Origin of the sequence: Labedella phragmitis (assembly GCF_004078635.1) — a bacterium.
Lineage (GTDB): Bacteria > Actinomycetota > Actinomycetes > Actinomycetales > Microbacteriaceae > Labedella > Labedella phragmitis.
On record NZ_RZNB01000001.1, the window covers coordinates 784851 to 808287 of the forward strand.

22 protein-coding genes are annotated in these 23437 nt (G+C 70.7%); 6 read left to right on the forward strand and 16 right to left on the reverse strand.

From position 1 onward, the window contains the following. Positions 1-20: 20 nt before the first annotated feature. Complete coding sequence (locus tag ELQ90_RS03830; protein ID WP_128493907.1) at positions 21-386, reverse strand: DMT family transporter; 366 nt, start codon at positions 384-386, stop codon at positions 21-23. Then, entirely contained in the window at positions 383-727 is a 345-nt protein-coding gene (locus ELQ90_RS03835; RefSeq protein WP_128493908.1) for a DMT family transporter, read from the reverse strand. Before ELQ90_RS03835 ends, ELQ90_RS03830 begins: the two co-directional genes overlap by 4 nt. Before the next feature lie 143 nt (positions 728-870). On the opposite strand from ELQ90_RS03835, the gene ELQ90_RS03840 reads away from it, so the two are divergent. Further along, positions 871-2016 (forward strand): NAD(P)/FAD-dependent oxidoreductase, encoded by a 1146-nt coding sequence (locus tag ELQ90_RS03840; protein ID WP_128493909.1) that lies wholly within the window; start codon positions 871-873, stop codon positions 2014-2016. Between the two features lie 19 nt (positions 2017-2035). Here ELQ90_RS03840 and ELQ90_RS03845 read toward each other — a convergent pair whose 3' ends face one another. Further along, positions 2036-2536, reverse strand: coding sequence for a 2'-5' RNA ligase family protein (locus tag ELQ90_RS03845; RefSeq protein WP_128493910.1), 501 nt, complete (start codon positions 2534-2536; stop codon positions 2036-2038). A gap of 117 nt (positions 2537-2653) precedes the next feature. On the opposite strand from ELQ90_RS03845, the gene ELQ90_RS03850 reads away from it, so the two are divergent. Then, on the forward strand, positions 2654-4816 hold the full coding sequence (locus ELQ90_RS03850; RefSeq protein ID WP_128493911.1) for an ATP-dependent Clp protease ATP-binding subunit: 2163 nt from the start codon (positions 2654-2656) through the stop codon (positions 4814-4816). A 114-nt stretch (positions 4817-4930) separates the two neighbouring features. On the opposite strand, the gene ELQ90_RS03855 is transcribed toward ELQ90_RS03850, so the two are convergent. From ELQ90_RS03855 to ELQ90_RS03885, 7 genes are all read right to left on the reverse strand, one after another. Then, on the reverse strand, positions 4931-6409 hold the full coding sequence (locus tag ELQ90_RS03855) for an MDR family MFS transporter (RefSeq protein WP_128493912.1): 1479 nt from the start codon (positions 6407-6409) through the stop codon (positions 4931-4933). 298 nt (positions 6410-6707) lie between these two features. Next, positions 6708-7298, reverse strand: a complete 591-nt coding sequence (locus ELQ90_RS03860; RefSeq protein ID WP_243696007.1) for a nitroreductase family protein — start codon at positions 7296-7298, stop codon at positions 6708-6710. An 83-nt stretch (positions 7299-7381) separates the two neighbouring features. After that, positions 7382-9421 carry an acetate--CoA ligase gene (gene acs, locus ELQ90_RS03865; protein ID WP_424980792.1) on the reverse strand — a complete coding sequence of 680 codons (2040 nt, stop codon included), beginning with the start codon at positions 9419-9421 and terminating at the stop codon, positions 7382-7384. 121 nt (positions 9422-9542) lie between these two features. Next, entirely contained in the window at positions 9543-9962 is a 420-nt protein-coding gene (locus ELQ90_RS03870) for a hypothetical protein (RefSeq protein WP_128493914.1), read from the reverse strand. A 151-nt stretch (positions 9963-10113) separates the two neighbouring features. Next, positions 10114-10359 carry a hypothetical protein gene (locus ELQ90_RS03875; RefSeq protein WP_128493915.1) on the reverse strand — a complete coding sequence of 82 codons (246 nt, stop codon included), beginning with the start codon at positions 10357-10359 and terminating at the stop codon, positions 10114-10116. A 46-nt stretch (positions 10360-10405) separates the two neighbouring features. After that, positions 10406-11629, reverse strand: coding sequence for a baeRF2 domain-containing protein (locus ELQ90_RS03880; RefSeq protein ID WP_128493916.1), 1224 nt, complete (start codon positions 11627-11629; stop codon positions 10406-10408). Beyond that, on the reverse strand, positions 11626-11901 hold the full coding sequence (locus ELQ90_RS03885) for a hypothetical protein (protein ID WP_128493917.1): 276 nt from the start codon (positions 11899-11901) through the stop codon (positions 11626-11628). The genes ELQ90_RS03880 and ELQ90_RS03885 overlap by 4 nt, the downstream gene beginning before the upstream one ends. Before the next feature lie 179 nt (positions 11902-12080). Between ELQ90_RS03885 and ELQ90_RS03890 the strand changes: the two genes are divergently transcribed. The 3 genes from ELQ90_RS03890 to ELQ90_RS03900 all read left to right on the forward strand — a co-directional run bounded on the left by ELQ90_RS03890 (position 12081) and on the right by ELQ90_RS03900 (position 16754). Beyond that, the gene (locus ELQ90_RS03890; protein WP_128493918.1) at positions 12081-13130 is read left to right on the forward strand and encodes a zinc-dependent alcohol dehydrogenase family protein; all 1050 of its coding nucleotides are present in this window, start codon (positions 12081-12083) and stop codon (positions 13128-13130) included. A gap of 85 nt (positions 13131-13215) precedes the next feature. Further along, positions 13216-15840 carry a LuxR family transcriptional regulator gene (locus tag ELQ90_RS03895; RefSeq protein WP_166408809.1) on the forward strand — a complete coding sequence of 875 codons (2625 nt, stop codon included), beginning with the start codon at positions 13216-13218 and terminating at the stop codon, positions 15838-15840. Positions 15841-16169: 329 nt separating this feature from the next. Continuing rightward, entirely contained in the window at positions 16170-16754 is a 585-nt protein-coding gene (locus tag ELQ90_RS03900) for a hypothetical protein (RefSeq protein ID WP_128493920.1), read from the forward strand. On the opposite strand, the gene ELQ90_RS03905 is transcribed toward ELQ90_RS03900, so the two are convergent. The 3 genes from ELQ90_RS03905 to ELQ90_RS03915 all read right to left on the reverse strand — a co-directional run bounded on the left by ELQ90_RS03905 (position 16751) and on the right by ELQ90_RS03915 (position 19925). Continuing rightward, positions 16751-17827, reverse strand: a complete 1077-nt coding sequence (locus ELQ90_RS03905) for a threonine aldolase family protein (protein ID WP_128493921.1) — start codon at positions 17825-17827, stop codon at positions 16751-16753. The two genes, ELQ90_RS03900 and ELQ90_RS03905, sit on opposite strands and share 4 nt — an antisense overlap. Positions 17828-17913: 86 nt before the next feature. Beyond that, the gene (locus tag ELQ90_RS03910) at positions 17914-19044 is read right to left on the reverse strand and encodes an ABC transporter permease (RefSeq protein ID WP_128493922.1); all 1131 of its coding nucleotides are present in this window, start codon (positions 19042-19044) and stop codon (positions 17914-17916) included. Then, positions 19041-19925: an ABC transporter ATP-binding protein gene (locus ELQ90_RS03915; protein WP_128493923.1), complete on the reverse strand. Its 885-nt coding sequence runs from the start codon at positions 19923-19925 to the stop codon at positions 19041-19043. Before ELQ90_RS03915 ends, ELQ90_RS03910 begins: the two co-directional genes overlap by 4 nt. Positions 19926-20078: 153 nt before the next feature. Between ELQ90_RS03915 and ELQ90_RS03920 the strand changes: the two genes are divergently transcribed. Continuing rightward, positions 20079-20420 carry a hypothetical protein gene (locus tag ELQ90_RS03920; RefSeq protein ID WP_243695986.1) on the forward strand — a complete coding sequence of 114 codons (342 nt, stop codon included), beginning with the start codon at positions 20079-20081 and terminating at the stop codon, positions 20418-20420. 22 nt (positions 20421-20442) lie between these two features. Here ELQ90_RS03920 and ELQ90_RS03925 read toward each other — a convergent pair whose 3' ends face one another. From ELQ90_RS03925 to ELQ90_RS03935, 3 genes are all read right to left on the reverse strand, one after another. Next, positions 20443-21120 (reverse strand): response regulator, encoded by a 678-nt coding sequence (locus ELQ90_RS03925; protein WP_128493924.1) that lies wholly within the window; start codon positions 21118-21120, stop codon positions 20443-20445. Continuing rightward, a complete protein-coding gene (locus ELQ90_RS03930) occupies positions 21117-22580 on the reverse strand; it encodes a sensor histidine kinase (RefSeq protein WP_128493925.1) in 1464 nt (487 codons plus the stop codon). The genes ELQ90_RS03925 and ELQ90_RS03930 overlap by 4 nt, the downstream gene beginning before the upstream one ends. Positions 22581-22651: 71 nt before the next feature. Continuing rightward, positions 22652-23404: an SDR family oxidoreductase gene (locus ELQ90_RS03935; RefSeq protein ID WP_128493926.1), complete on the reverse strand. Its 753-nt coding sequence runs from the start codon at positions 23402-23404 to the stop codon at positions 22652-22654. Positions 23405-23437 lie beyond the last annotated feature (33 nt).

Consider the following 23437-nt stretch of genomic DNA (forward strand, 5'->3'; position numbering starts at 1 on the left):
TGCGGGTGTAGCTCTTTGGGTTAGTGGGAAGCGCCGAGCTCCACCAGGAGGACGCCGCCCATGATGAGGGCGATGCCCGTCGCCATGAGCACCGTGAAAGGCTCCTTGAAGATCACGGCGCTCGCGACCGCCGTGATCGCGACGCCCGCGGCCGCCCAGACGCCGTAGGCGATGCCGAGCGGCATGCCCGCGCCGAGCGAGAGCGACAGCAGCGAGAACGCCGACACGTAACCGACGGCGACGATGACGTACCACCGGCGGCGGCGGCGTCGGCCGGGGTTCCTGGTGGCGGCGGACTCGTCGCGCTCGCCCACCGCCGCCCGGAGCGAGAGCGTCGCGGTCACCTCGGTGAGGATCGCCCCCACGAGGAACAGCCACGCGGTCACGACGCCTCCCGCTTCCGCTGCGCCCGCTGGGACCCGAGTTCGACGCACAGCACCCCGACGACGATGAGTGCGAGTCCCGCGAGCATCACGGGCGTGAGCGGTTCACCGAAGAGTGCCGCGGCGAGCAGCGCCGTCGCGGCGACACCGAGCGCTCCCCAGATGCCGTACGCGACGCCCAGGGGGATCCCTGCGCGCAGCACGAGGCCCAGGAGGACGAACGACGCGATGTAGCCGATGATGACGACGACGTAGAACGCTGGGGCGTCGAGTGCCGCCTTGAGCGACAACGACGCCGTCACCTCGACGGCGATGGCGGCGGCGAGCAGGAACCAGGCGGACACCGTTCCTCCGGGGGACGATCGAGGCGCGGCTCGCCTTCATCGGCACGCTACCACCGTCGAGCGACGCCGAGGGCCTCGACCACGGGAAGCGCGTCGAGGCGCGCCGAGCCGTCGGGGCCGGGGTGAGGCGGCAGGATGGGCACATGAGAGCGATCGTCGTCGGAGCGGGGGCGTGGGGGCTTCCCGCCGCCGCGGAGTTGCAGGCTCGCGGCCACGACGTCACGCTCGTCGACCGTTACGGTGTGGGCAACACGCTCGCGTCGTCGTCTGGCCCGACGAGACTGTGGCGTTTCGCCGACCCGGACCCCGTGAAGGTGCGGCTCATGAGGCGGGGCCTCGACGCGATGGAGCGGCTCGAGGCGCGCTCGGGTCGTCGCGTCTTCATCCGCCGCGGGCTGCTGTGGCGGGACGACGCGGGACTCGGTCGACTCGTCGGCACCCTCTCGGACGAGGCCGTCGATCACACGATCGTCGATGGCGGCGACGTGGGCCGCTACTTCCCCGGACTCCGGCCGGACGGCCGCGCCGCGGTCTGGGCCCCCGACGGCGGTTCCGTGCTCGCCTCCGAATCGCTCGCCGCCCAGTGGGCCCTCTTCGACGCCCACGGCGGAGTGGCCGTCGTCGGCCGCACCGTCGTGCGGGTCGAGCGTTCCGGCGCATCGCCCCGCGTCGTCTTCTCCGACGGCGCGACGCTGTCGGCCGATGTCGTCGTGCTGGCACCGGGCCCCGGCGCCGCTCCGCTCCTCGCGGGGCTCGGCCTCGACCTACCCCTGCTGCCGGTGCTCGAGCAGGTCGTGCACGTCGGCGACGCGGCTTCTCCGCACGTGACGGACGCGCTCCCGGGATTCATCGACGCGCCGCGAGGGGGCGAGCCCGGGATCTACGCGATGCCGACACCCGGGATCGGCTACAAGATCGGGATCGACGAGGCGATCCGGGACTGGGCGGAGGACGATCTCGATCGGACTCCGAGCGAGGAGCGGACGCGTGAGACCGTCGAGCGGGTTCGCCGGGACTTCCCGGGGATCGCTCCGCACGCGCTCGACGCGGCGGTGTGTTCGTGGACGGCGTCGCCGGACGGGCGGTTCGTCGTCGACACGCTCGACGGGGGAGTGGTGATCGCGTGCGGCGACTCCGGTTCGGGGTTCAAGTTCTCCGCCGTCATGGGGCTCGTGCTCGCCGATCTCGCGGAGGGACGCGCGCCGGACGACGACGTCGCGAGCCTCGGCCTCGCGCGCTTCGCCGGGGCGCCGCCCCGTGCCGTGCCGCGGAGCCTCTTCGACATCTGACCCCGGACGGGCCCGCGCGTCAGGGGGCGAGGGGCGTGATCGTCTTCGTATCGCCGTCCCAGAAGCGGGCTGCCGTGAACGTGCCATCGTCGGGGGATCCGAGGAGGGCGTGGGCCACTCCGACCTGCTCGGCCGTGAGCCGCCGCGCGAGCGTGACGTGAGGGGTCCAAGCCCCCGGTCGGCTCGTCTCCACCGGCTCGGCCGTCGTCGCGAGGATCTCGGCGTGGAGGGCCAGGAGCTCGGCGGTCACGACGATCGTGCGCACGAGCACGAAACGCTCCCGCGCCGCCGCGAACGTCGACAGGGCGCTGAACCGAGCGGCGAGGGGGAGGACCCCGAACGCCTCGACGGGGACGGTGTCCGCGGTGAGCCGCCCTCCCGCTGCGACCGTCACGTGTGGCGCGTTGCTCGCCGCCGTGTGCGAGGCGAGACTCGGGAGTCCGTGCTCAGCGAGGGTGCGCCACTCCGCCCGCACGGCCGCATCGGTCGACTCGTCGAGGGTCAGTTCGATGCTGCGCACTCATCCATTCTCACGCCCGCTGCGGGGAATGCCGAGGGCACCCCGTGGCGTTTCTCTCGGTGAAGCGATAAACTTGAGTCAGTTGGACTCAACTTCAGTCAAGGAGAAACCAGACACATGCAACCGGGCCAGCAGCCTCCCCAGGAGGAGCAGAAGAGCGCCCTCGAGCAGTTCGGCGTGAACCTCACCGAGGTCGCCCGGAACGGCAAGCTCGACCCCGTGATCGGTCGCGACGCCGAGATCCGTCGAGTCAGCCAGGTGCTCACGCGGCGCACCAAGAACAACCCCGTGCTCATCGGCGAGCCGGGCGTCGGAAAGACCGCGGTCGTCGAGGGGCTCGCTCAGCGGATCGTCGCGGGCGACGTCGCCGAGTCGCTCAAGGGCAAGGAGATCGTCGCGCTCGACATGGCGGCCCTCGTCGCGGGAGCGATGTATCGCGGCCAGTTCGAGGAGCGGCTGAAGTCCGTCCTCAAGGAGATCAACGAGGCCGAGGGCCGGATCATCACGTTCGTCGACGAGCTCCACATCCTCATGGGCGCCGGAGCGGGCGAGGGATCCGTCGCGGCGTCGAACATGCTCAAGCCGATGCTCGCGCGCGGCGAGCTCCGGCTCATCGGCGCCACGACGCTCGACGAGTATCGCGAGTACGTCGAGAAGGACGCCGCCATGGAGCGGCGCTTCCAGCAGGTCTTCGTCGGCGAACCGAGCGTCGAGGACAGCGTCGCGATCCTCCGCGGTCTCAAGGAGCGCTACGAGGCGCACCACAAGGTCGCGATCGCCGACTCCGCCCTCGTCGCCGCCGCGGCGTTGTCGAGCCGCTACATCCCCGCTCGGCAGCTCCCGGACAAGGCGATCGACCTCATCGACGAGGCGGCGAGCCGGCTCCGCATGGAGATCGACTCCGCGCCCGTCGAGATCGACCAGTTGCGCCGCAGCGTCGACCGTTTGAAGCTCGAGGAGCTCGCGCTCAAGCGGGAGAAGGACGAAGCCTCCAAGGAGCGGCTCGCGAAGCTGCGCGAGGACCTCGCCGAGCGCGAATCGGAACTCGCAGGACTCCAGGCGCGCTGGGAGCAGGAGCGTGCCTCGCTCAACAAGCTCGGCGACCTCAAGACGCGCCTCGACGAGGCGAAGGTGCGGCTCGACCGCGCGATGCGCGACGGCGACTACCAGCAGGCCTCGCGGATCGAGTACGAGGAGATCCGCCCGACACAAACGGCCATCGTCGACGCCGAGCGCGCCGAGGCGGAGCCCTCGGGAGACCGCATGGTCGGCGACCAGGTGACCGAGAGCGACATCGCCGAGGTCGTGGCTGCATGGACGGGCATCCCCGTCGGGCGGCTGCTGCAGGGCGAGACCGAGAAGCTGCTGCACCTCGAAGCGGAGCTCGGCAAGCGGCTCATCGGGCAGAAGCGCGCGGTGCGATCGGTCGCGGACGCCGTCCGGCGGTCGCGGGCCGGGATCTCCGACCCGAACCGACCGACGGGTTCGTTCCTCTTCCTCGGACCGACCGGCGTCGGTAAGACGGAGCTCGCGAAGGCGCTCGCCGAGCAGCTCTTCGACGACGAGAAGGCCATGATCCGCATCGACATGTCCGAGTACGGCGAGAAGCACTCGGTGTCGCGGCTCGTCGGCTCCCCTCCCGGTTACGTCGGGTACGAGCAGGGCGGGCAGCTCACCGAGGCGGTGCGGCGCCGCCCCTACTCGGTGATCCTGTTCGACGAGGTCGAGAAGGCCCACCCCGAGGTGTTCGACATCCTGCTGCAGGTGCTGGACGACGGGCGGCTGACCGACGGCCAGGGCCGGACGGTCGACTTCCGCAACACCATCCTCATCCTCACCTCGAACCTCGGCTCACAGGTCCTCGTCGACCCCACGGTCCCCTTCGAGCAGAAGGAGGCGGCGGTGCAGGGCCTCGTGCGCCAGGCGTTCAAGCCGGAGTTCGTGAACCGCCTCGACGACATCGTCGTCTTCCAGGCCCTCTCGCAGGAGGAGCTGGGGCAGATCGTCGAGCTCTACATCGACCGGATGCAGGGCCGGCTCGCCGAGCGGCGGCTCGAGCTCGCTGTCACGCCGGATGCGCGCTCGTGGCTCGCCGAACGCGGCTACGACCCCATCTACGGCGCTCGTCCCCTGCGTCGGCTGATGCAGAGCGAGATCGACGATCGCCTCGCGACGGCGATCCTCGACGGGAGCATTCGCGACGGCGACATCGTGCGGGTCGACCTCGACCCCGCAGCCGACGTGCTGACGGTGAGGGCCCTCGTGCCGCACGCCGCCTGACCCCCTTTCCCCCCCTAATTTGGCGATGGTGCGCGTAGCTACGCGCACCATCGCCAAATTAATGGGGGGGGGGGGGGGGAGGGGTCGACGCGGGACGTGGAGCGGAGCAGGACCCTAGTGGTGGGCGGGAGCGGGAGCGCCGTCGGCCGCGGGGACCGCGCGCACGAAGAACGCGCCGACGATGCCGAGCGTCGAGATGACCGCGCCGTAGAGGAATGCCGTGTGCACGCCGCCCGCCGTCGCGATCACGGGGCTCGCGCCGTCGGCGAGGAGTGCGGTCGTGCCGACCGTCATGACCGAGACGAAGAGCGTCGTGCCGGCGGCTCCGGCGAGCTGCTGGACCGTCCCGACGATCGCGCTTCCGTGCGAGTAGAGCTTCGGAACGACCGCGCCGAGGCCCGAGGTGAACAGCGGCGTGAAGGTGAGCGCGAGACCGGCGGACAACGCGACGTGGACCGCGAGGATGACCCAGGCCGGCGTCGATTCCGTCGCACCGAACGCGAGCGCCCAGAGGGCGGCCGCCACGATGATCGTTCCCGGCACGAGCAGCGGGCGGGCGCCGACGCGGTCGTAGGCTCGACCGACGAAGGGCGCGGCGAGCCCCATGAGCAGACCGCCGGGGAGCAGCAGGAGTCCCGCCTGGACGGGCTCGAGACCGAGGACCGACTGCAGGTAGATCGGGACGAGGATGAGCGTGCCGAAGAGCGCCATCATCATGACCGCCATGAGCAGGACCGTGACCGAGAAGGTGCCCGACCGGAACGTGCGGAGGTCGAGCAGTGCTGCGTCCGCGCGCTGCAGTTGCAGTTGACGGCCGATGAACAGGGCGAGGCCGAGACCGCCGACGACGAACGGGACCCACACGGGCATGAGGGCCGTGCCGCTCGCCCCCTCGCCGAGAGAGCTGAGCGCGTACACGATGCCGCCGAAACCGACGACCGACAGCACGACGGAGAGCGCGTCGATGCGCGAGTCCGTGTGCTCACCGACGTTCTTCATCCGGCTGAGGCCGAGGATGAGCGACGCGACGGCGATCGGGAGGACGAGCCAGAAGATGAAGCGCCAGTCGAACGAGTTGAGAATGATGCCCGAGATCGTGGGGCCGACGGCGGGCGCGACGGAGATGACGATCGAGATGTTGCCCATCATGCGGCCGCGATTGGCCGGCGGGACGAGCGTCATGACCGTGGTCATGAGGAGCGGCATCATGACGGCCGTGCCGCTCGCCTGGATGATGCGGCCGAGGAGCAGCACCTCGAAGGTCGGCGCGAGCGCCGCCGCGAGGGTGCCGATGCTGAAGAGCGTCATCGCGGTGCCGAAGAGTGTCCGGGTCGTGAAGCGCTGGATGAGGAACCCGGTGATCGGGATGATCACGGCCATCGTGAGCAGGAACGCCGTGGTGAGCCACTGACCGACGTGCGCCTCGATGCCGAGGTCTTCCATGAGGACCGGCAGGGCGACGCCCATGACGGTCTCGTTGAGGATGACGACGAATGCCGAGACGAGCAGGAGGGTGATGACGGAGCGGTCACGAGCGGAGAGCCCGCCCTCCGTCGTCGTGGATCTGGGGGGGAGAGTGGTCTGTTCCGTCATCTGGTGCCTCGAGTCCGTCGTCGTGTCGGGCGGCCGGGCGGGAGATCGGTCCCGCCGCCGCGCTTCGTTGATGCTGAGTCGTCGCGTCGATCGGGCCGTGCCCGTGCGCATACGAGAGCAGAACCGGCGAGGGTGCTCCGTCATTCCCGATGGAATCGGATCCGCGCCGCGCCGTCTTCCCAGTATGGCGGCGCGGCTCCGGATCCGCATCGACGGTCCCCAGGTTTCACGTGCTGGAAACCTGCTGGACGAATCCGCTCGGGCACTGAGGAACGGGGGAGCGGATCCGCGTGGGACCTCAGTTGTCGATGAGGACGACCTCCTCGAAGGACTTGCGGACGCGCGGGGCCGTTTCGCGCGAGCGCAGCACCTCGGATTCGAGCGCCTCCGGCGAGCCGATCACGCCGACGGCCGTGACGGTCACCGGGACGAAGCGCTGGTCGAGGCCGAACGCCCGACGGATGCCGTCCACGTCGAATCCGCCCATGGGGTGGGTGACCAGGCCGTTCTTGTGCGCTTGCAGCGCGAAGGTCGCGGCCGCCTGACCGAGGTCGTACTCGGCCCAGCGCAAGGGCGTGCCGTCAGCCGTCTCGGCTTCGGCGATGTTGACGACGAGAGCCGCGGCCGTGGACGCCCACGCGGCGTTGAAGCCGAGCAGGTTCTCCGAGATGAGGCGGTAGGTTTCGCTGCCGCGCCGACCCACGATGAAGCGCCAGGGCTGCGTGTTGCTGGCGGACGCCGCCCAGCGGGCCGCTTCGAGGGCGGACAGGAGCGCCGTCTCGTCGATCTCGGCGGTCGCGTCGAAGGATCGCGGACTCCACCGCGCGGCGATGACGTCGCTGATGGGAACGCGCGTGTCGGCGAGGCGATCGGGGGATGTGGTGGTGATGCTCACGGTCTGTGCTTCCTGTCGATCCGACGATGACCGGACTTCGTCGTCCTCGGTCGTCGCAACGCGACTCGGCACCATCTCTATTCCTGTGTATGGAAAATCGTGCGGATGGTCGAGGGGACGGAGTCGTCCTGCAGGCTCGTGACGTCACCGAGAGGGCGTCCGTCGGCGATGTCGACGAGAAGTCGGCGCATGATCTTGCCCGATCGTGTCTTCGGCAGGTCCGGTACGACGAGGACCGTCCGTGGCTTGGCGACCGGCCCGATGACGTCGGCGACATGGGAGCGCAAACGCTCGGCGAGCTCGCTCGAGCGCGACCGCCAGTACGCGGCGTCGTCCACGCGATCGGCGTCGCGCGTCGAGGGAATCACGAAGGCGGCGATCGCGTGCCCCGTGACCGCGTCGGCGACGCCCACGACGCCGGCCTCGGCGACCTCGGGGTGCGACACGAGCGCCGACTCGATCTCGATCGTGGACAAGCGGTGACCCGAGACGTTCATGACGTCGTCGACGCGGCCGAGGACCCAGATGTCGCCGTCCGCGTCCCACTTGGCGCCGTCACCCGAGAAGAAGTAGCCCTGCTGCCAGAAGCGGGTCCAGTAGGCGTCGCGGTAGCGCTCGGGGTCGCCCCACACGGTGCGGGCGAGCGACGGACCCGGCCGGTCGACGACGAGGTAGCCGCCCGAGCCGAACGGGACCGTCTCGCCGCTCTCGTCGACGATGCGTACCCCGACGCCGGGGAGCGCTCGAGTGGCGGAGCCGGGCTTGAGCGTGGATGCCCCGGGGAGCGGCGCGATGACCGCGGCTCCCGTCTCCGATTGCCACCAGGTGTCGACGATCGGTGCCGTGCCCGCTCCGATGTTGTCGCGGAACCAGATCCACGCTTCGGGGTTGATCGCCTCGCCGACCGAGCCGAGGAGGCGGATGCTCGAGAGGTCGTAGTGCTCGGGGACGCCGTCGGGGAACCACGAGCTGAGGGTGCGCACGAGGGTGGGCGCCGTGTAGTACGTGGTGACGCCGTAGCGCTCGATGATCTCGAAATGCCGACCGGGGTGCGGCGTCTGCGGCGTACCCTCGTAGATCACCTGCGTCACGCCGTTGGAGAGCGGACCGTAGATCTCGTAGGTGTGCGCCGTGACCCAGGCGAGGTCGGCCGTGCACCAGTGCACGTCGTCCGGCTTCACGTCGAAGATCGCCCAGTGGGTGAACGACGCTTGCGTGAGGTAGCCGCCGGACGTGTGCACGAGGCCCTTCGGGCGACCCGTGGTGCCCGACGTGTAGATGATGAAGAGCGGCGTCTCGGCGTCGAAGAACTCGGGCTCGTGCTGCTCGGAAGCCGATCCGACCGCGTCGTGCCACCAGACGTCGCGTCCGTCGGTCCACGGGATCTCGGGCGTCTCGTCTCCCGTTCGCCGCACGACGAGGACGTGCTCGATGGCGGGAGCGTCGGCGACCGCACTGTCGGCGTTCTCCTTGACCGCGACGGCCGCGCCGCGACGGAACTGCCCGTCCGTCGTGATGAGGAGCTTCGCTCCCGTGTCGTGAACACGGAAGGCGAGCGCGTCGGCCGAGAAGCCGCCGAAGACGAGGGAGTGGATGGCTCCGATGCGGGCGATCGCGAGGGTCGCGATGACCGTCTCCGGGATGACCGGGAGATAGACGACGACGCGGTCACCCCGCCCGATGCCGAGTGCCGTGAGCGCGTTCGCCGCCTTCTTGACCTCGCGCTCGAGCTCCGCGTACGTGATGCTGCGGCGATCGCCCGGTTCGCCCTCGAAGTGCAGGGCGACCTTCTCGCCACGCCCGGCCGCGACATGCCGATCGACGCAATTGACGGCGACGTTGAGCGTACCGCCCGAGAACCACTCCGTCCGCGGGACGCTCAACGAGCCGTCGTCGAGCAGCCGGACCGGTTCCCACACGGTGGCGGTGTGCCACGGCGTGTGCCAGTCGAGTCGACGCGCCTGCTCCTCCCAGAACCCGACGGGATCGGCAGCGGCGCGCTCGGACCACGAGGCGTCGACGTTGGCGCGGGCGGCGATCGCCGCGGGCGGGGGGAACTCCCGCGTCTCGTCGAGGAGGTTCGCGATGGTGGGGTCGGGGGAGGTCGCGTTCGTCACGTCGTCAACGCTACGGCGTTGCTCCAGTCGGTCCCGGCGGAGCCGAAACGTCGCGTAACAGCGGCACCCGCCGTCCGCTGTGGACGACGGGTGCCGGGTACGGCGCAGTGATGCGCAGAACTCAGGACTGGCGCGGCTCCGGGTCGATGTCGGGGTCGGTGTGCGTCTCGACGTCGGGACCCTCGAGGGAGCCGTCGTCCGTGGAGTGCTCGACGGCGGGACCGGGCCGGGCCGGCTCGTGCGGTTCCGAGTCCTCGCTGCCGGGCCGCGACTGATCGAGGCTCGCCGCCTCGATCGGGTCGTCCACCGCCGCGTCGCGGACGTCCGTGTGGTCCGTCGTGTGGTCCGTCGAGCGGCTCTCGTAGATGGGCGCTCCGCCGTCACCGTCCTCGCCGACGTGCTCGCTCAGCCCGCCGGATCCACCCAGGTGCTCGCCGGGGCCCTTCTCGGCGTCCTCGACGCGCTTGGCGGCCCACTCCTCCTTCGCGCCGTCCATGATCGGGGCATCCTGGGTCTCGTCGTGCGATGTGTCGGCAACCATCGGGTCCTCCTCGTGTCGGGTCGAGTGCGATCTCGACTCCGCCCAGAGTACGAAGGCGGCGGCCCGGGAGCCAGGCGGTTGACGGCGGACGGTGAGCGTGACAGGTCGCGCGTTCGCCGTCCGCCGGTCTCGACACCTACCACGTGGTCGCTCAGCCCGCCGTCTCGTCGAGGTCGATCTCCTCGCCCGCCAGGTCGTTCTCCGCGAATCCGGGTTCCGGTTCGCGCGGCGCGCCTCCCGTCGGACCGTTGTTGCCGTCGCCAGTGCCCGGAAGGACGGTCTCCCCCGCGACGCCGTCCGTCGCGACCGTCTGGATCGCGTGCTCGCGGAGGAGTTCGTCCTCCGCGTCGAGGTCGCCGGAGTCCTGAGGCCCGCTGTTCGTCGTGTCGCTCGTCATGATTCTCCTTCTGTCGTCTGTCGTCGGTCGGTGTCTGGTCTGGTGGTCAGGCCGGCGTGTCCGGTCCCGTCGCCCAGCGGAGCACGGCCGCCGGGGTGCGCACGTCGGAGGGCCGGGCGGCGTCGACGTCCGGGTCGGCGCCCTCCGCCGCGTAGCTCTCGGCACGCAATCGGTCGTCGTCGCGCGGTCGGTCGTCGTCGGTCAGCACGAGGACCCGGGCGTCGGTGAGGAGTGCTGCGCGCGTGAGGCCGAGGTCGGTCGGCGCGCGGGCGAGGACGGCGGCACCGAACGTCTCCTCCGGCGCCGTCGCCACCCAGGGTGCGCCGTCGAGGGCCAACACCGTCGAGTCGGTCCCGGACGGGGCGCCGAGGATGAGGATCTCCACTTGCGACTGCTGGAGGGCCGCGACCACCTCGCCGACGCCCGTCGCGGACGTGCGGCTTCCGGGCCCGCCGGCCCGGAGCAGATCGAGCGCCGCCGCGAGGTCGCGCTCGACGTGCTCGCCGATCAGCCGGTCGATCTCCGACTCGAGGACGTCGTCGGAGGAACCCTCCGGCGCGATGTTCGCGACGACGGTCGTCGTGAGCGAGGCCGACGGCTCCGTCAGCTCGCCCTCGAGCTTCTGCACGGCGCGGACGTCACCGCCGACGATCACGAACGCCGGCGCATGCTCGGCGACGAGCTTCTCGATGTGCTCCGCGACCTCCGCCTCGTTCTGGCGCCACACCTCCTCGCTGTGCCGCTGGTAGCGCAGATGCGACCAGCCGCCGCCCCCGAACTTGTGGACGGCGTCCTCTCGTCCCTCGAGGCGGTCCTCGGAGACCGCGCCGACGCGAGCGGTCCGGCGGAGCGAGATCGTCGCGGAATCCCGCTGGACCTCGGCGACCACGAAGGCGATGTCGGCGGGCCGGTGCCGCACGAGCGGCGTGATGTCCGGAACCGGCCCGTATGCCACGCGTTCGGGCACGACCGGCTCGCCGGCGAGCACCTCGTCGACGAGGACCTCCCCGCCCCTCACGACGAGGAAGCGTGAGACAGGGCTCGGAGCACCCGTGGTGCGCGACAGGAGGTCCTCGACCGCCTCGATGTCGGCGTGCGGAGCACCGTGGTCCTCGAGCCGTGCGGCGATCCCGCGCGCTCGCAGTTCCGCGAAGCGGCCGGGGTTCTCCTGGTCGCCGGACGCGTCCGTGTACACGACCGAGACCGGCTCTGTCGATCGCAGCAGGCCGGCGAGATCGCTCCCGCCCACGGTGTCCGTCGTGTCCGTCACCGCTCCTCCTCCGCCTCGTCGACGACGTCGGTGTCGACGTCGTCCGCGCCGGCGGGGGAGCGGTGCACGATCGGGTCGTCGGCGTCGATGAACCCCCCGTCCACGCCGGACGCCTCGAGGACCTCGGCGTCGTCGGTGTCGTCGGGGAGCGGCTCCGTCTGCCGGAACTCCTCCACATGGCTCGGGCCGTGGCCCTGCACGATGCTCTGCGTCTCGTGCTTCAGCTCCTCGTCGAGCCGGGCGCTATGCGTCGTGTTGCCGCGTTCGCTCATGATGCACCTCCATCGGATCGATCATCCCGGCGGTCGTGCCGGGTATCCTCCACGCTAAGCAGGGTCTGTCCGCCGCTCCCAGCGCTTGACTCCACCGGGAGGCCTCGTGATAGTCGCGGGACGGACGCCGGTTCGGCCACGTGGGACGAATCCACACGGACGCGTCGTAGGCTCGGCGTATGCATGCCGCCGTCATCCACGCCGCTCACGACGTCCGTTTCGAGTCCGTTCCGGACCCCGTCCTCTCGACGGGAGGCGATGCGATCGTGCGTGTCGCCGCGTCCTGCGTGTGCGGCTCCGACCTCTGGCCGTACCGTGGGGTCACGGAGACGAACGAGCCGAGACGCATCGGCCACGAATTCGTCGGCATCGTCGAAGAGGTCGGCCCCGACGTGTCCACGATCGCGGTCGGCGACTTCGTGATCGCCCCGTTCTACGACTGCGACTCCACCTGCATCAACTGCCGGAACGGCTTCAGCACGTCGTGCCTGAACGGCGGCTGGTGGGGTGCCGACGACCGCTCGGGCGCCTTCGCCGACGGCGGCCAGGGCGAGCGCGTCCGGGTCCCGCACGCCGACGGCTCGCTCGTCGCGACCCCCGGGCGCCCCGACGACGCGCTCATCCCGCATCTGCTGACGCTCGCCGACGTCATGGGGACGGGACACCACGCCGCCGTCTCGGCCGGTGTCGGTCCCGGTTCGACGGTCGTCGTCGTCGGCGACGGCGCCGTCGGCCTGTGCGCCGTCCTCGCCTCGAAGCGTTTGGGCGCCGAGCGTATCGTCGCGATGTCGCGCCACGCCGACCGGCAGGCTCTCGCGCGTCGGTTCGGAGCGACCGACGTCGTCGCGGAACGGGGCGACGAGGGCGTCGAGCGGATCCACGAGCTCTTCGACGGCGTCGGCGCCGATCATGTGCTCGAGTGCGTCGGGACGAAGGAATCGATGGACCAGGCGCTGCGTTCCGCGCGACCGGGCGGCCAGGTGGGCTTCGTCGGTGTTCCGAACGGGGGTCCCGAACTGCCGATGCGTCGGATGTTCAGCACCAACGTCGGCGTCCGCGGCGGCGTCGCCCCCGTGCGCAACTACATCGAGGAGCTGCTGCCGGAGGTGCTCTCGGGAGCGCTCGAACCGGGCCTCGTCTTCGACCTCGAGCTCCCGCTCTCCGACGTCGCGGAGGCCTACGCCGCGATGGACGAGCGTCGAGCCATCAAGGTGCTGCTGCGTCCGTGAAAGAGTCGTCCGGCGGACCCGTTCGCTGGACGGCGTCCGGTCCGATGGGTAATCTCACTGCGGTCCGGCATTCGAAGAGGATGATGTGAGCCACTCAGGAGTTTTCGGTGTGCCCCGAGTGGCACCCGACCTCGTGCCCCGTCCGGCCCTCGAGCAGCGGCTCGACGACGACGCCATGATCACGACGATCGACGCGGGTGCCGGCTTCGGGAAGACGACGCTCCTCTCGAGTTGGGCGTCGACGCACGACGGTCCGGGCGTGTGGGTCGACGGATCGATCGGGCGCGGCGACAGGGCGTCGTTCTGGAACAACGTGTTCGCGGTCGTCACGCAAGCGGCGGCGCGGACGGACTCGGCGGTTCTCCGTGAAGCTGTGGTCCCGGATGGGCCCCTGGGCGGCGACGCTGACGTGTCCGCCGCCGTCGCCGCGTTCGCGCGGAGCCTCACCGGACCGTTCGTCCTCATCATCGACACGGCGGAGGCGGTGGACCTCGATGCGATCGCCGAGGACCTCGTCGCCGTCGTCCGCTTCGCCACGGCCTCGCACCTCTACGTCGCCGATCGCCGCCGCCGCTTCCGCCCGACCCTCATGGCCTCCGACGTGACGGAGTCGCGACTCACGAGCGACGATTTGAGATTCTCGGTCGAGGAGACCGCACGACTCGTGGGGTATCGCTCTGCGGCGCGAGTCGCGCCGGAGAACGTTCACCGCTTGGCGGGCGGTGTCGCGGGTCTCGCGACGAGGATCGCCGCCTCGAGCGTGAAGGACCCGGCGGGCGGTCCGGAGGCGCGGGAACTGCTGCAGCCCTGGATCGCGGAGGTGGGTTCGCTGGTCGAGGAGGACCTGGCGACGGCCGCATCAGGGGCGCCGCCTCCCGTGCGAAGCGGCGCCGTTTCGGCGGCCCTCATGATCGCAGCGCTCGCGACGATGCGCGTCGCCGAGGCCGCCGACCTCGTCGGGTGGTCCGAGGAGATCGTGGTGACGCTGCTCGACGCGGCGGCGGATCGGGGAATCGGCTCGTGGATCGACACGTTCGAGGGTGAGCGCTTCGCGTTCGCGCCGATCGTCTCGCTCGCCGCCCGCCGCGAGCTCGTGCACGACATGGACGCGCCAGCACGTCGGAGCACCGCGGCACGCTTCGCTCAGCTCTTCGCCCGTCGCGGTGATGCCTTGAGCGCTTTCGGTCTCGCCCTCGACGCCGAGGACTTCGACCTCGCGACCGCGATCGGCAAGCGCTCGTTCCTCGTGCTCACTCGCGATGACACACCGGGGCTGCTCCGCCGCCTCAAGCGCATCCCGCTCGCGCGACTGCGCCGACACCCCCTCCTCGTGCTGTTCATCGCGATCCTCCACATGCAGTCCTCCCGCGGCCACGCGGCCGCGATGCTGCACTTCCGACTGGCCGAGCAGCTCGCGCGCGCGTCCGAGGCGAGTTCCTCCGCGGACGACCGCGCCGTCATGATCGGTGTCCGCAGCGCGACGACGCGGATGCAGGGGCGGTTCGACAAGGCCGTGCCGACGGCGCGCGAATTCCTCGAGCGATTCGACCGCTTGTCCGTGGACGAGCAGGACCGATTGAGCAGCCTCAGCCGCCACTTCCTCTGGCAGGTCGCTCACACGCTGCTCTTCGCGGGAGACATCAGAGGCGGCGTCGGTGCGGCGCAGAGGATGCTCGCCGTCCCGGTACCGCCCGATCTCGGGGAGGACCGCGGCATCCACCCCGCCCTCACGCTCGCGGCCGCCGCTCAGGCGATCGAGGGATCGATGCTCCTCTCGACGGAGACCCTCGCGGAGGCGATGACCCATCCGCCGCGGCAGAGCGCCTTCCATCACGTGTGGGAGACGACCGCCGTCGCCCTCGCCGCGATCGAGCGGGGCGAGTTCGCGGCGGCACGCGCTCTCGTCGACGAGCTCGACCACGACCTCGCGAACGGGGAGTACTGGCCGATCGACCTCGTCGTCCGGCTGATGGACGATGTCGGGGACGGGCGCCTCGACTCGGCGATCGAGCGGGCGGAGACGGTACTCATGGCGAACGCTCCTCCGCGCCAGGCCACCGCGACCCGCGACGTGATGTTCGTGCTCCTCGGGCTGTTGTCACTCGCCGGGAGGCCGACGCGGACGGCTCAGAAGGTCCTGCGCAACGTGTCGCGCCCCGGCCCTCTGCTGTGGCTCGCCGACGCGATGGTCGCCCTGCACGACGGCGACGCACTCAAGGCGGCGGGCCTCACGCGCAACGTCCTCGGGGACGGGAGCGCGTCACCGCGCACTCGCGCGGGCGCCCTGCTCGTACGGGCAGCGGCGCTCGCGGCCGCGGGACAGGAGGAGGCCGCGGCCCGCCCGGCCAACTCGGCCTTCGCGCTCCTCGACGCGAGCGGGCTCACCACTCCGTGGCTGCTGCTCGGCGCGAGGCAACGCGCGGACGTCGTCCGGATCGTGGGGGACGAAACCATCCCCGCCGGCCTCCTCGATGCGCTCGACAGGATGCCCGTGGTCTTCGGCGCCGCCGGGCGGATCGAGCGGTTGACGCCGCGGGAGCAGGAGGTCCTCGCGCAACTCGTCGCGGGGGCGACGGTCGCGGAGGTCGCGAAGGCCTCTGGCGTCTCCCCGAACACCGTCAAGACGCAGCGTGCGCGCGTCTACCGCAAGCTCGGCGTCGACAACCGGGCGGACGCCGCACGCGCGGCCGTCGAGCACGACCTGCTCTGATCGTCGGAGCCCGTGCGAGGCGGGATGACAGCGGAGGGTGACAACGCGGGAGGGTTCTCGCCCGGATCGTAAGCTGATCCACGGCCCTGCGCAGACCCGAACTGCGGCCGGGCCCTTTCGCAGATGCGTACGACCCGGGCGATCGCCCCCCGCTCCGGTCGTGCATCGTCGCCGGCGGAGCGGAGTACCGCTCCGCCGGCGCCGCGTCGTGCCGGTCACCGTCGACACGGAGGCCGGATCCCCGTGTTCTCGCCTTCCGCTTGGCAGAATGACGTGGCCGATGCGTGCACACACGTCGGACGGGTCGGACGGATCGGAAGGACGCGACGGTGACGACATACTCGACGAGAAGCCTGCTGCAATGCGCGGCGATCGCGGCGGCCGGAGGCGTCCTCATCATCCTCTTGGGTCCCGTCGGCACGTGGGTGGCCGTGGCGAGCGCGCCCCTCTACGCCGTGGTCGGATCCCTCAACCTGCTCTCGCCGATGGTCGCGCTGCGGTGGACCGGATTGCCGTGGGCGGCGACCCTGACGGCGTTCCTCGCCGGTCTGCTGTCGATGTCCTTCTCGGTGCTCGGACTCCTGCTGATCCCGGCCCTCGTCCTCCCGGCGCTCGCGATGGACGTCGTCGCGATGCTCGTCCGTCCACGCGGGAGGGCGCTCGGAGTCTACGCCGGTGCGGTCGCGGGCGGCGTCGTGATCTTCGCGATCTCGTTCGTCGTGATCCCCGCCGAGATCGTGACGCCGGCCCTCGTGGTGACGCTGCTCGTCCTGAGGGTGGCGGCGTACCTGGGCGTCATGCGGCTCGCGGGATGGATCGCCGCTGCGCTCGAGCGGGCAGGGGTGCGCCCGTCGGCGCCCCGCGCCCGGCGTCCGTCGTCGGACCGGACGCGCTCGGAGGGCGGTGCGGCCTAGGCCGAGGCGGCGAGTTCCGCCCGGATGCCGTCGACGAACGCGTCGACGTCCTCCTCGGTCGTGTCCCACGAGCACATCCAGCGCACCTCGCCGCGAGCGGCGTCCCAGTCGTAGAAGCGGAACGACTCGTGCAGGCGAGCGGCCGCGTCGGCGGGGAGCGTCGCGAAGATCGCGTTCGCCTGAGTCGCCTGGGTGAACCGGAGGCCCGGAGCCGACCCGTCGGCGATCGCGGCCTCGAGACCCGAGCGGAGGCGTGCGGCCATGGCGTTCGCGTGCTCAGCGGATCGCTTCCACAGGTCGCCGCTCAAGAGCTCGATGAACTGCGCCGAGAGGAACCGCATCTTCGACGCGAGCTGCATGTTCACCTTGCGCAGGAAGACGAGGCCGTCCGACGCCGCTGGGTCGAGCACGACGATGAGCTCGCCGAGCAGGAGGCCGTTCTTCGTGCCGCCGAACGAGAGGACGTCGACACCGGCGTCGGTCGTGATCGCGGAGAGCGGGACCCCGAGCGACGCTGCGGCGTTCGAGAGCCGTGATCCGTCCATGTGCAGGCGCATGCCGCGCTCGTGCGCGTGGTCGGCGAGGGCTCGGATCTCCTCGGGAGTGTAGATCGTGCCGAGCTCCGTCGACTGCGTGATCGAGACGACGAGCGGCTGCGCGCGGTGCTCGTCGCCCCAGCCCCACGCCTGCCGGTCGACGAGCTCGGGCGTGAGCTTCCCGTCGGTCGTCTCGACCGTGAGGATCTTGAGGCCGCCGACACGCTCGGGGGCGCCGTTCTCGTCCGTGTTGATGTGGGCGGTCGCGGCCGCGACGACCGCTCCCCAGCGCGGGAGCATCGACTGCAGTCCGGTGACGTTCGCTCCGGTGCCGTTGAAGACGGGGAAGGCCTCGGCCTGCGCACCGAAGTGGTCGCGCACGACCTCCTGGAGGCGTTCCGTGTAGGCGTCCTCGCCGTAGGCGATCTGGTGGCCGCCGTTCGCGTCGGCGATCGCGGCGAGCACCTCGGGGTGGATGCCGGCGTAGTTGTCGGAAGCGAAGGCGCGGAATCGGGGGTCGTGCAGCACGGAGGTCACCCTCCCATCCAACCACCCCTCCGGAACATTGATTCGGCGATGGTGCGCGTATGTACGCGCACCATCGCCGAATTGATGCCTCAGAGTCAGCGGGTGAGGGCGTCGCGCCACTTCACGGTGCCGCCGAGCTTCAGCAGCGAGTTCTCGTAGATCTTCGAGCCGAGCGCGATCGTGCCGAGCGCCGTCACGGCGAGGATCACGAGCGACAGCAGCGGCTCCCACCACTGCGCGTCGCCGAGGAACAGCCGGACGGGCATGCCGACGGGAGCCGAGAACGGCACGTACGACATGATCCCGAGGACGACGGGGTTGTCGTAGAAGAAGATCACGAGGAAGTACGGGATCATCACGAGCATCGTCACGGGCGTCGTCGTCGACCCGATGTCCTCGACGCGCGACACCATGGACCCGGTCGCCGCGAAGAGGGCAGCGAGCAGCACGAAGCCGAGCACGAAGAAGACCACGAACCACAGGACGGGGGCGCCGAGCAGTGAGAGCAGCTCGCTCTGTCCCGTGATCGTGAGCCCGATGATCGCGAGGGCCGCGATCATCGCGATCTGGCCGAACGCGAGGATCGAGTTCCCGAGGACCTTCCCGGCGAGCAGCGCTCGCACGGGCACGGCCGACATGAGGATCTCGACGACACGCGTCTGCTTCTCCTCCACGACGGATTGTGCGATCGTCGACCCGAACGTCATCGCGGAAGCGAAGAACACGACGCCGAACGCGATCGCGACGAGGTAGGCGAGGAACGGGTTCTGCGTGTCGCCGTCGAGCAGGGTCACGGGAGGCGTGATGCTGAGCTGCTGCAGCAGGCCTGTCGGTGTCTCGGAGTCGGCCACGACGACGATGCCGAGCGGAGTGGAGTCGTCCGGCAGGATCGCGGCCGTGACGTCGCCCGAGCGTACGAGAGCCTCGGCGTCCTTCGCAGTGGCGACCTCGGTGACGTCGAGTCCCTCCTGGCCCGTGACGGCCGACGCGCTGTCCGCCGTCACGGCGACCTTCGTCGCCTCCTCGTTGCCGCCGACGAGGCCGCCGATGAGGATCCCGCCGAGCACGAAGAGCATGAGGATGCCCGTCGAGATGAGGAACGCCTTGCTGCGGAGCTTCATCCGCACCTCGCGTTCGGCGACGAGCCACGAGCTCTGAAGGAAGCTCGGCGTCGCCGGTGCCGCACCGTCGCGCACGACGGCGCCTGTCGTGTTCGTCGTGGTCATGCGACGACCTCCTTGAAGATCTGGGCCAGCGACGGGCGCTGGCGCGTGTACGAGACGACGGGGCCGCGAGCGACAGCATCGCGGAGGACCGCTTGGGCGGTGTCGTCGGAGTCGACCTCGAAGACGGCGTCTCCTCCGTGGAAGTCGACGACGGTGACGCCGGGGACGTCCCGCACCCAGCCGGCGTCGCCCGCGACGTGGAGCTCGTAGCGTCGCGACGAGTGCCGCTCGCGTAGCTCGTCGCGCGGTCCGTTCGCGCGGATCTGTCCCCCCGCGATGATGACGAGGTCGTCGCAGAGACGCTCCACGATGTCGAGTTGATGGCTCGAGAACAGCACGGGGATGCCGGATGCGGCGTAGTCGCTCAGCACACCGACGACGGTGTCGACGGCCATGGGGTCGAGACCCGAGAACGGCTCGTCGAGAACGAGGACGTCGGGCTCGTGCACGAGCGACGCCGCGATCTGCGCACGCTGCTGGTTGCCGAGGGACAGGCTCTCGACGAGATCGCCGCGGCGCTCGCCGAGTCCGAGGCGTTCGAGCAGGCGTTCGGCCTTCTTCTGCGCCGCCGACGCCGTGAAGCCGTGCAGGCGGGCGAGGTAGACGAGCTGTTCCTCGATCTTCATCTTCGGGTAGAGCCCGCGCTCCTCCGGCATGTAGCCGAAGCGACGGCGCGACTCGGGCGTGAGCGCGCGGCCGTCGAGGGTGACGTCGCCGGAGTCGGAGGACAGCACCCCGAGGATGATGCGCATCGCGGTCGTCTTCCCCGCGCCGTTCCCCCCGACGAAGCCGGTCATGCGCCCGGGCGCGACGTCGAACGAGACCGCGTCGAGCGCGCGGCGTGAGCCGTACGTCTTGGTCACATCCGTGAGTGTGAGCATCTGGAGGGCCTCCCTGGTCGATGGCTCAACGTTATGGTCGCGGCGGCCCCTCCGGCATCCGCCGAGCGGCGGGTTAAGCGGGTCCGCCCGGGGGAGGAGACGCGCGGCCGGCCGGCACGGGGGGAGTCGGTCGCGCGTGCGATGATGCTAGGCGTGTGGAGACGCAGACGCGACGAGCAGCCGGCCGGGACGACGACGGACGGCGTCGGCCTCCTCGGTGTCGGGGTCCAAGTGCACGTCGTCGAGTCGTCGCCCGGCACGAGCGACCACTGGGAGGGCGAGCCGACGGGGGTCATCGTCTCGCTCGGTGACTCCCGGCCCGACGGCGTCGTCGGCATCCCGCGGCTCAAGGGTCAGGTGTGGAAGGTCGTCTTCGACGAGCCGCAGTACCGACCAGACGGTACGGGTCCGCTCGCCTCGGCGGAGATCCCCGCGTCGCTCCTCGTCGCCGCGCCCGCCGCGACGGGCGACGATCTGCCTCCCGAGCTCCGCTAGCGGTTCGGGTCCCCTCACCGCGTCAGTTGCCCGGGACCGTGATGCCGTTCTCGTACGCGTACACGACCGCTTGGATGCGGTCGCGCACGCCGAGCTTCTGCAGCACCTTCGAGACGTGGCTCTTGACCGTCGCCTCGCCGACATAGAGCTGCGAGGCGATCTCCGCGTTGGAGAGGCCGCGCGCGACGAGACCGAGCACCTCGAACTCGCGCTCCGTGAGCTCCTGCACCTCGGCGGGCACGACGATCGAGCCCGACTCCGTCGCGGAGGGCGGCGTCGTGCCGAAGCGCTCGATGACGCGTCGCGTGACCGCGGGTGCGAGGAGGGCGTCTCCCGCGGCGACGACGCGTACTGCGTCGACGAGCTGTTCGGGCGTCGAGTTCTTGAGGAGGAAGCCGCTCGCGCCGGCCTGCAGCGCCTCGAAGAGGTAGTCGTCGCGGTCGAAGGTCGTGAGGATCAGCACGGCCGCGTGCACGGACGAGTCGGCGACGATGAGGCGGGTCGCCTCGAGTCCGTCCATGCCGGGCATCTGGACGTCCATGCAGATGACGTCGGGGTCGATGGCCGCGGCGCGTTCGACGGCTTGAGCGCCGGAGGACGCCTCTCCGACGATCTCGATGTCGGGCTGGGCGCCGAGGATGATGCGGAACCCGGCGCGGACCATCTCGTGGTCGTCGGCGAGCAGGACGCGAGTCGTCATGGGGTGTCTCCATCTCCCGACGCCGCACCGGCGTCGATCGTGGCGTGATCGGAGCCGAGGCCGTCCGCTGCAGGGGTCGTCATCGGTGCGGCGGCGTCCGATCGTTCGGCCGCTGCGACCGGTACACGCGCGCGCACGACGAACCGTCCGTCGCCCGTGCGGCCGATGTCGATCGTGCCCCCCGACGCGGCAGCGCGCTCGCGCATCCCCACGTGCCCGAGACCGCCGGGGTTCGAGCGACCCCCGGCGGCACGACACGTGTTGCTGACCTCGAGCTCGACGGCGTCAGGCAGGTAGCGCACGCGGACGTCGGCGGTCGCGGCGCTCCCGCCGTACTTCCGCGCGTTCGTGAGCGACTCCTGCGCGATCCGGTAGAGGTTGAGCCCGACTCCCGCCGGCACGCGCCGCGGGTCGCCGATGACGTCGAGCGTCGTCGGCAGGCCGGCGGCGGTGGAGTCGTCCACGAGGGTCGGTAGCGCTTCGAGGCCGAGCGTCGACGCGCTCGTCGCCGCGGGATCGGCCGCGCCGCCGGGATCGCGGAGCGTCGAGAGCAGGCCGTGCAGTTCCGTGATCGCGCTCCGCGCGTTGATCTCCACGTTCGAGAGCGCGTCCTTCGCCGCCGCGGGATCCGAGGACATCACCGTGCGCGCGGCCCCCGCCTGCACCCCCATCACGGAGACGTGGTGCGCGACGACGTCGTGCAGTTCGCGAGCGATGCGCACCCGCTCGAGGGTGACCGCTTGAGCCGCCGTGAGTTCGCGCTCGAGCTCCAACTCCCGCGTCCGTCGCTCGAGCAGGGCGCGTTCGCGAGAGCTTGCGAGGGCGCGATCACCGAAGAACCATGCGCCGCCGAAGTACAGGAGGTTCGTGAGCACTTGGATGAGCAGGAACGCGACGAGAGGCGAGAACGCACCCGCACGCGAGAACCCGGCGAGCGAGTCCGGGTCGGTGGCCTGGATGAACATCGCGATGACGAGCCACGTGAACATCGCGAGCACGATGAGTGCGCGCGTGAGGAACGCCCGGCGGCGGTCGGTGACCCACGCTCCCACGGTGTAGATCCCGAGGAAGAGCGTGATGTTCGAGATGAGCAGCTCGGGCACGAGCGCGGTCTGCCCGACGATGAACGCCGCGGAGAGGACGAGGGCGACGGAGCACGGGAACCGTCGGCGAAGGGCGAGCGGGAGCGTCATCGCGACGGCCCAGAGAATGCTGAGGCCGAGCGGTGCCGGATCCTCGTAGAAGCCTGCCGTCCGGTAGAGCATGATGCTGAAGACGCACGCCACGAAGAGGGCGACCGCGAGGACCGAGTCGTTGCGGACAGCGGTGCGGTCGACGGGCGGCCGACGCCACCACGGGTCCTCGGGATCGAGTTCGTGGGAGGCGGCGGCCGCAGGGCCGGCGTCATCCGCTGCGGGGCGCTCGATCGAGCCCGGTCGTCCGTCCCGATCCTCAGCCATGCATCGAGCCTATAAAGTCGCTCCGTCGACCGCCTCCGCCGCGCGACGGAGACGGGCGTACGGCGGCGCCGTCAGCCGCCGCGCAGCCACTCGTCGAACGTCGGGCCGTCGATGACGGCGTCGCGGCCCGGGAGGATCGTCCCGTCACGCAGTGCGCGTCCGAATCCGCCCGGCAGCGGAACCGCGACGACACGGCCGGGCAGCCCGGTCGCGGCGGCGAGGCTGCGCACGAGATCGGGCAGGCGTTCCTCCCGTGGCCCGGCGAGGTCCGGGACACGACCGGCGGGGTCCGCGACCGCGAGCCGTGCGAGACGGTCGCCGACCGTGCGGGCCGCGACGGGTCGGGATCGCATCACGGGCACCAGGACCACGGGGCCGAGCCGGACCTGCCCGTGGACCTGTCGGGCGAACTCGTGGAACTGCGTCGCTCGCAGGATCGTCCAGGGCACGGCGCCCTCCTCCACGAGGCGCTCCTGCACAGCCTTGCCCGCGTAGTAGCCGTGGGAAGCGCGATCGCTCCCGACGATGCCGAGCGTCACGTGGTGGCGGACGCCCGCACGCGACTCCGCGTCGAGCAGATTCCTCGTGACGGTGCCGAAGAACCGTTCGGACTCCCGCGCCGACTGGGTCTGCACCGACGAGGCGTCGACGACCGCGTCGACGCCGGTCAGGGCGCCCGCGAGGCCTGCTCCGGATACGAGATCGACGCCCGTCGATCGGGTGAGCACGACGACGTCGTGCCCGTCGCGAAGCAGCGCCTGGACGACGAAACGCCCGACCGTGCCCGTGCCGCCCGCGACGGCGACCCTCGTCGTGCCGTTCATGCGCACCCTGTCCCGAACCGTGCCCGATCCGTC

Coding starts and splice junctions, on each gene's coding strand:
- ELQ90_RS03840 (WP_128493909.1), top strand. CDS start 871: ATGAGAGCGATCGTCGTCGGAGCGGGGGCGTGGGGGCTTCCCGCCGCC.
- ELQ90_RS03850 (WP_128493911.1), top strand. CDS start 2,654: ATGCAACCGGGCCAGCAGCCTCCCCAGGAGGAGCAGAAGAGCGCCCTC.
- ELQ90_RS03855 (WP_128493912.1), bottom strand. CDS start 6,409: ATGACGGAACAGACCACTCTCCCCCCCAGATCCACGACGACGGAGGGC.
- ELQ90_RS03870 (WP_128493914.1), bottom strand. CDS start 9,962: ATGGTTGCCGACACATCGCACGACGAGACCCAGGATGCCCCGATCATG.
- ELQ90_RS03875 (WP_128493915.1), bottom strand. CDS start 10,359: ATGACGAGCGACACGACGAACAGCGGGCCTCAGGACTCCGGCGACCTC.
- ELQ90_RS03885 (WP_128493917.1), bottom strand. CDS start 11,901: ATGAGCGAACGCGGCAACACGACGCATAGCGCCCGGCTCGACGAGGAG.
- ELQ90_RS03890 (WP_128493918.1), top strand. CDS start 12,081: ATGCATGCCGCCGTCATCCACGCCGCTCACGACGTCCGTTTCGAGTCC.
- ELQ90_RS03910 (WP_128493922.1), bottom strand. CDS start 19,044: ATGACCACGACGAACACGACAGGCGCCGTCGTGCGCGACGGTGCGGCA.
- ELQ90_RS03915 (WP_128493923.1), bottom strand. CDS start 19,925: ATGCTCACACTCACGGATGTGACCAAGACGTACGGCTCACGCCGCGCG.
- ELQ90_RS03925 (WP_128493924.1), bottom strand. CDS start 21,120: ATGACGACTCGCGTCCTGCTCGCCGACGACCACGAGATGGTCCGCGCC.
- ELQ90_RS03930 (WP_128493925.1), bottom strand. CDS start 22,580: ATGGCTGAGGATCGGGACGGACGACCGGGCTCGATCGAGCGCCCCGCA.
- ELQ90_RS03935 (WP_128493926.1), bottom strand. CDS start 23,404: ATGAACGGCACGACGAGGGTCGCCGTCGCGGGCGGCACGGGCACGGTC.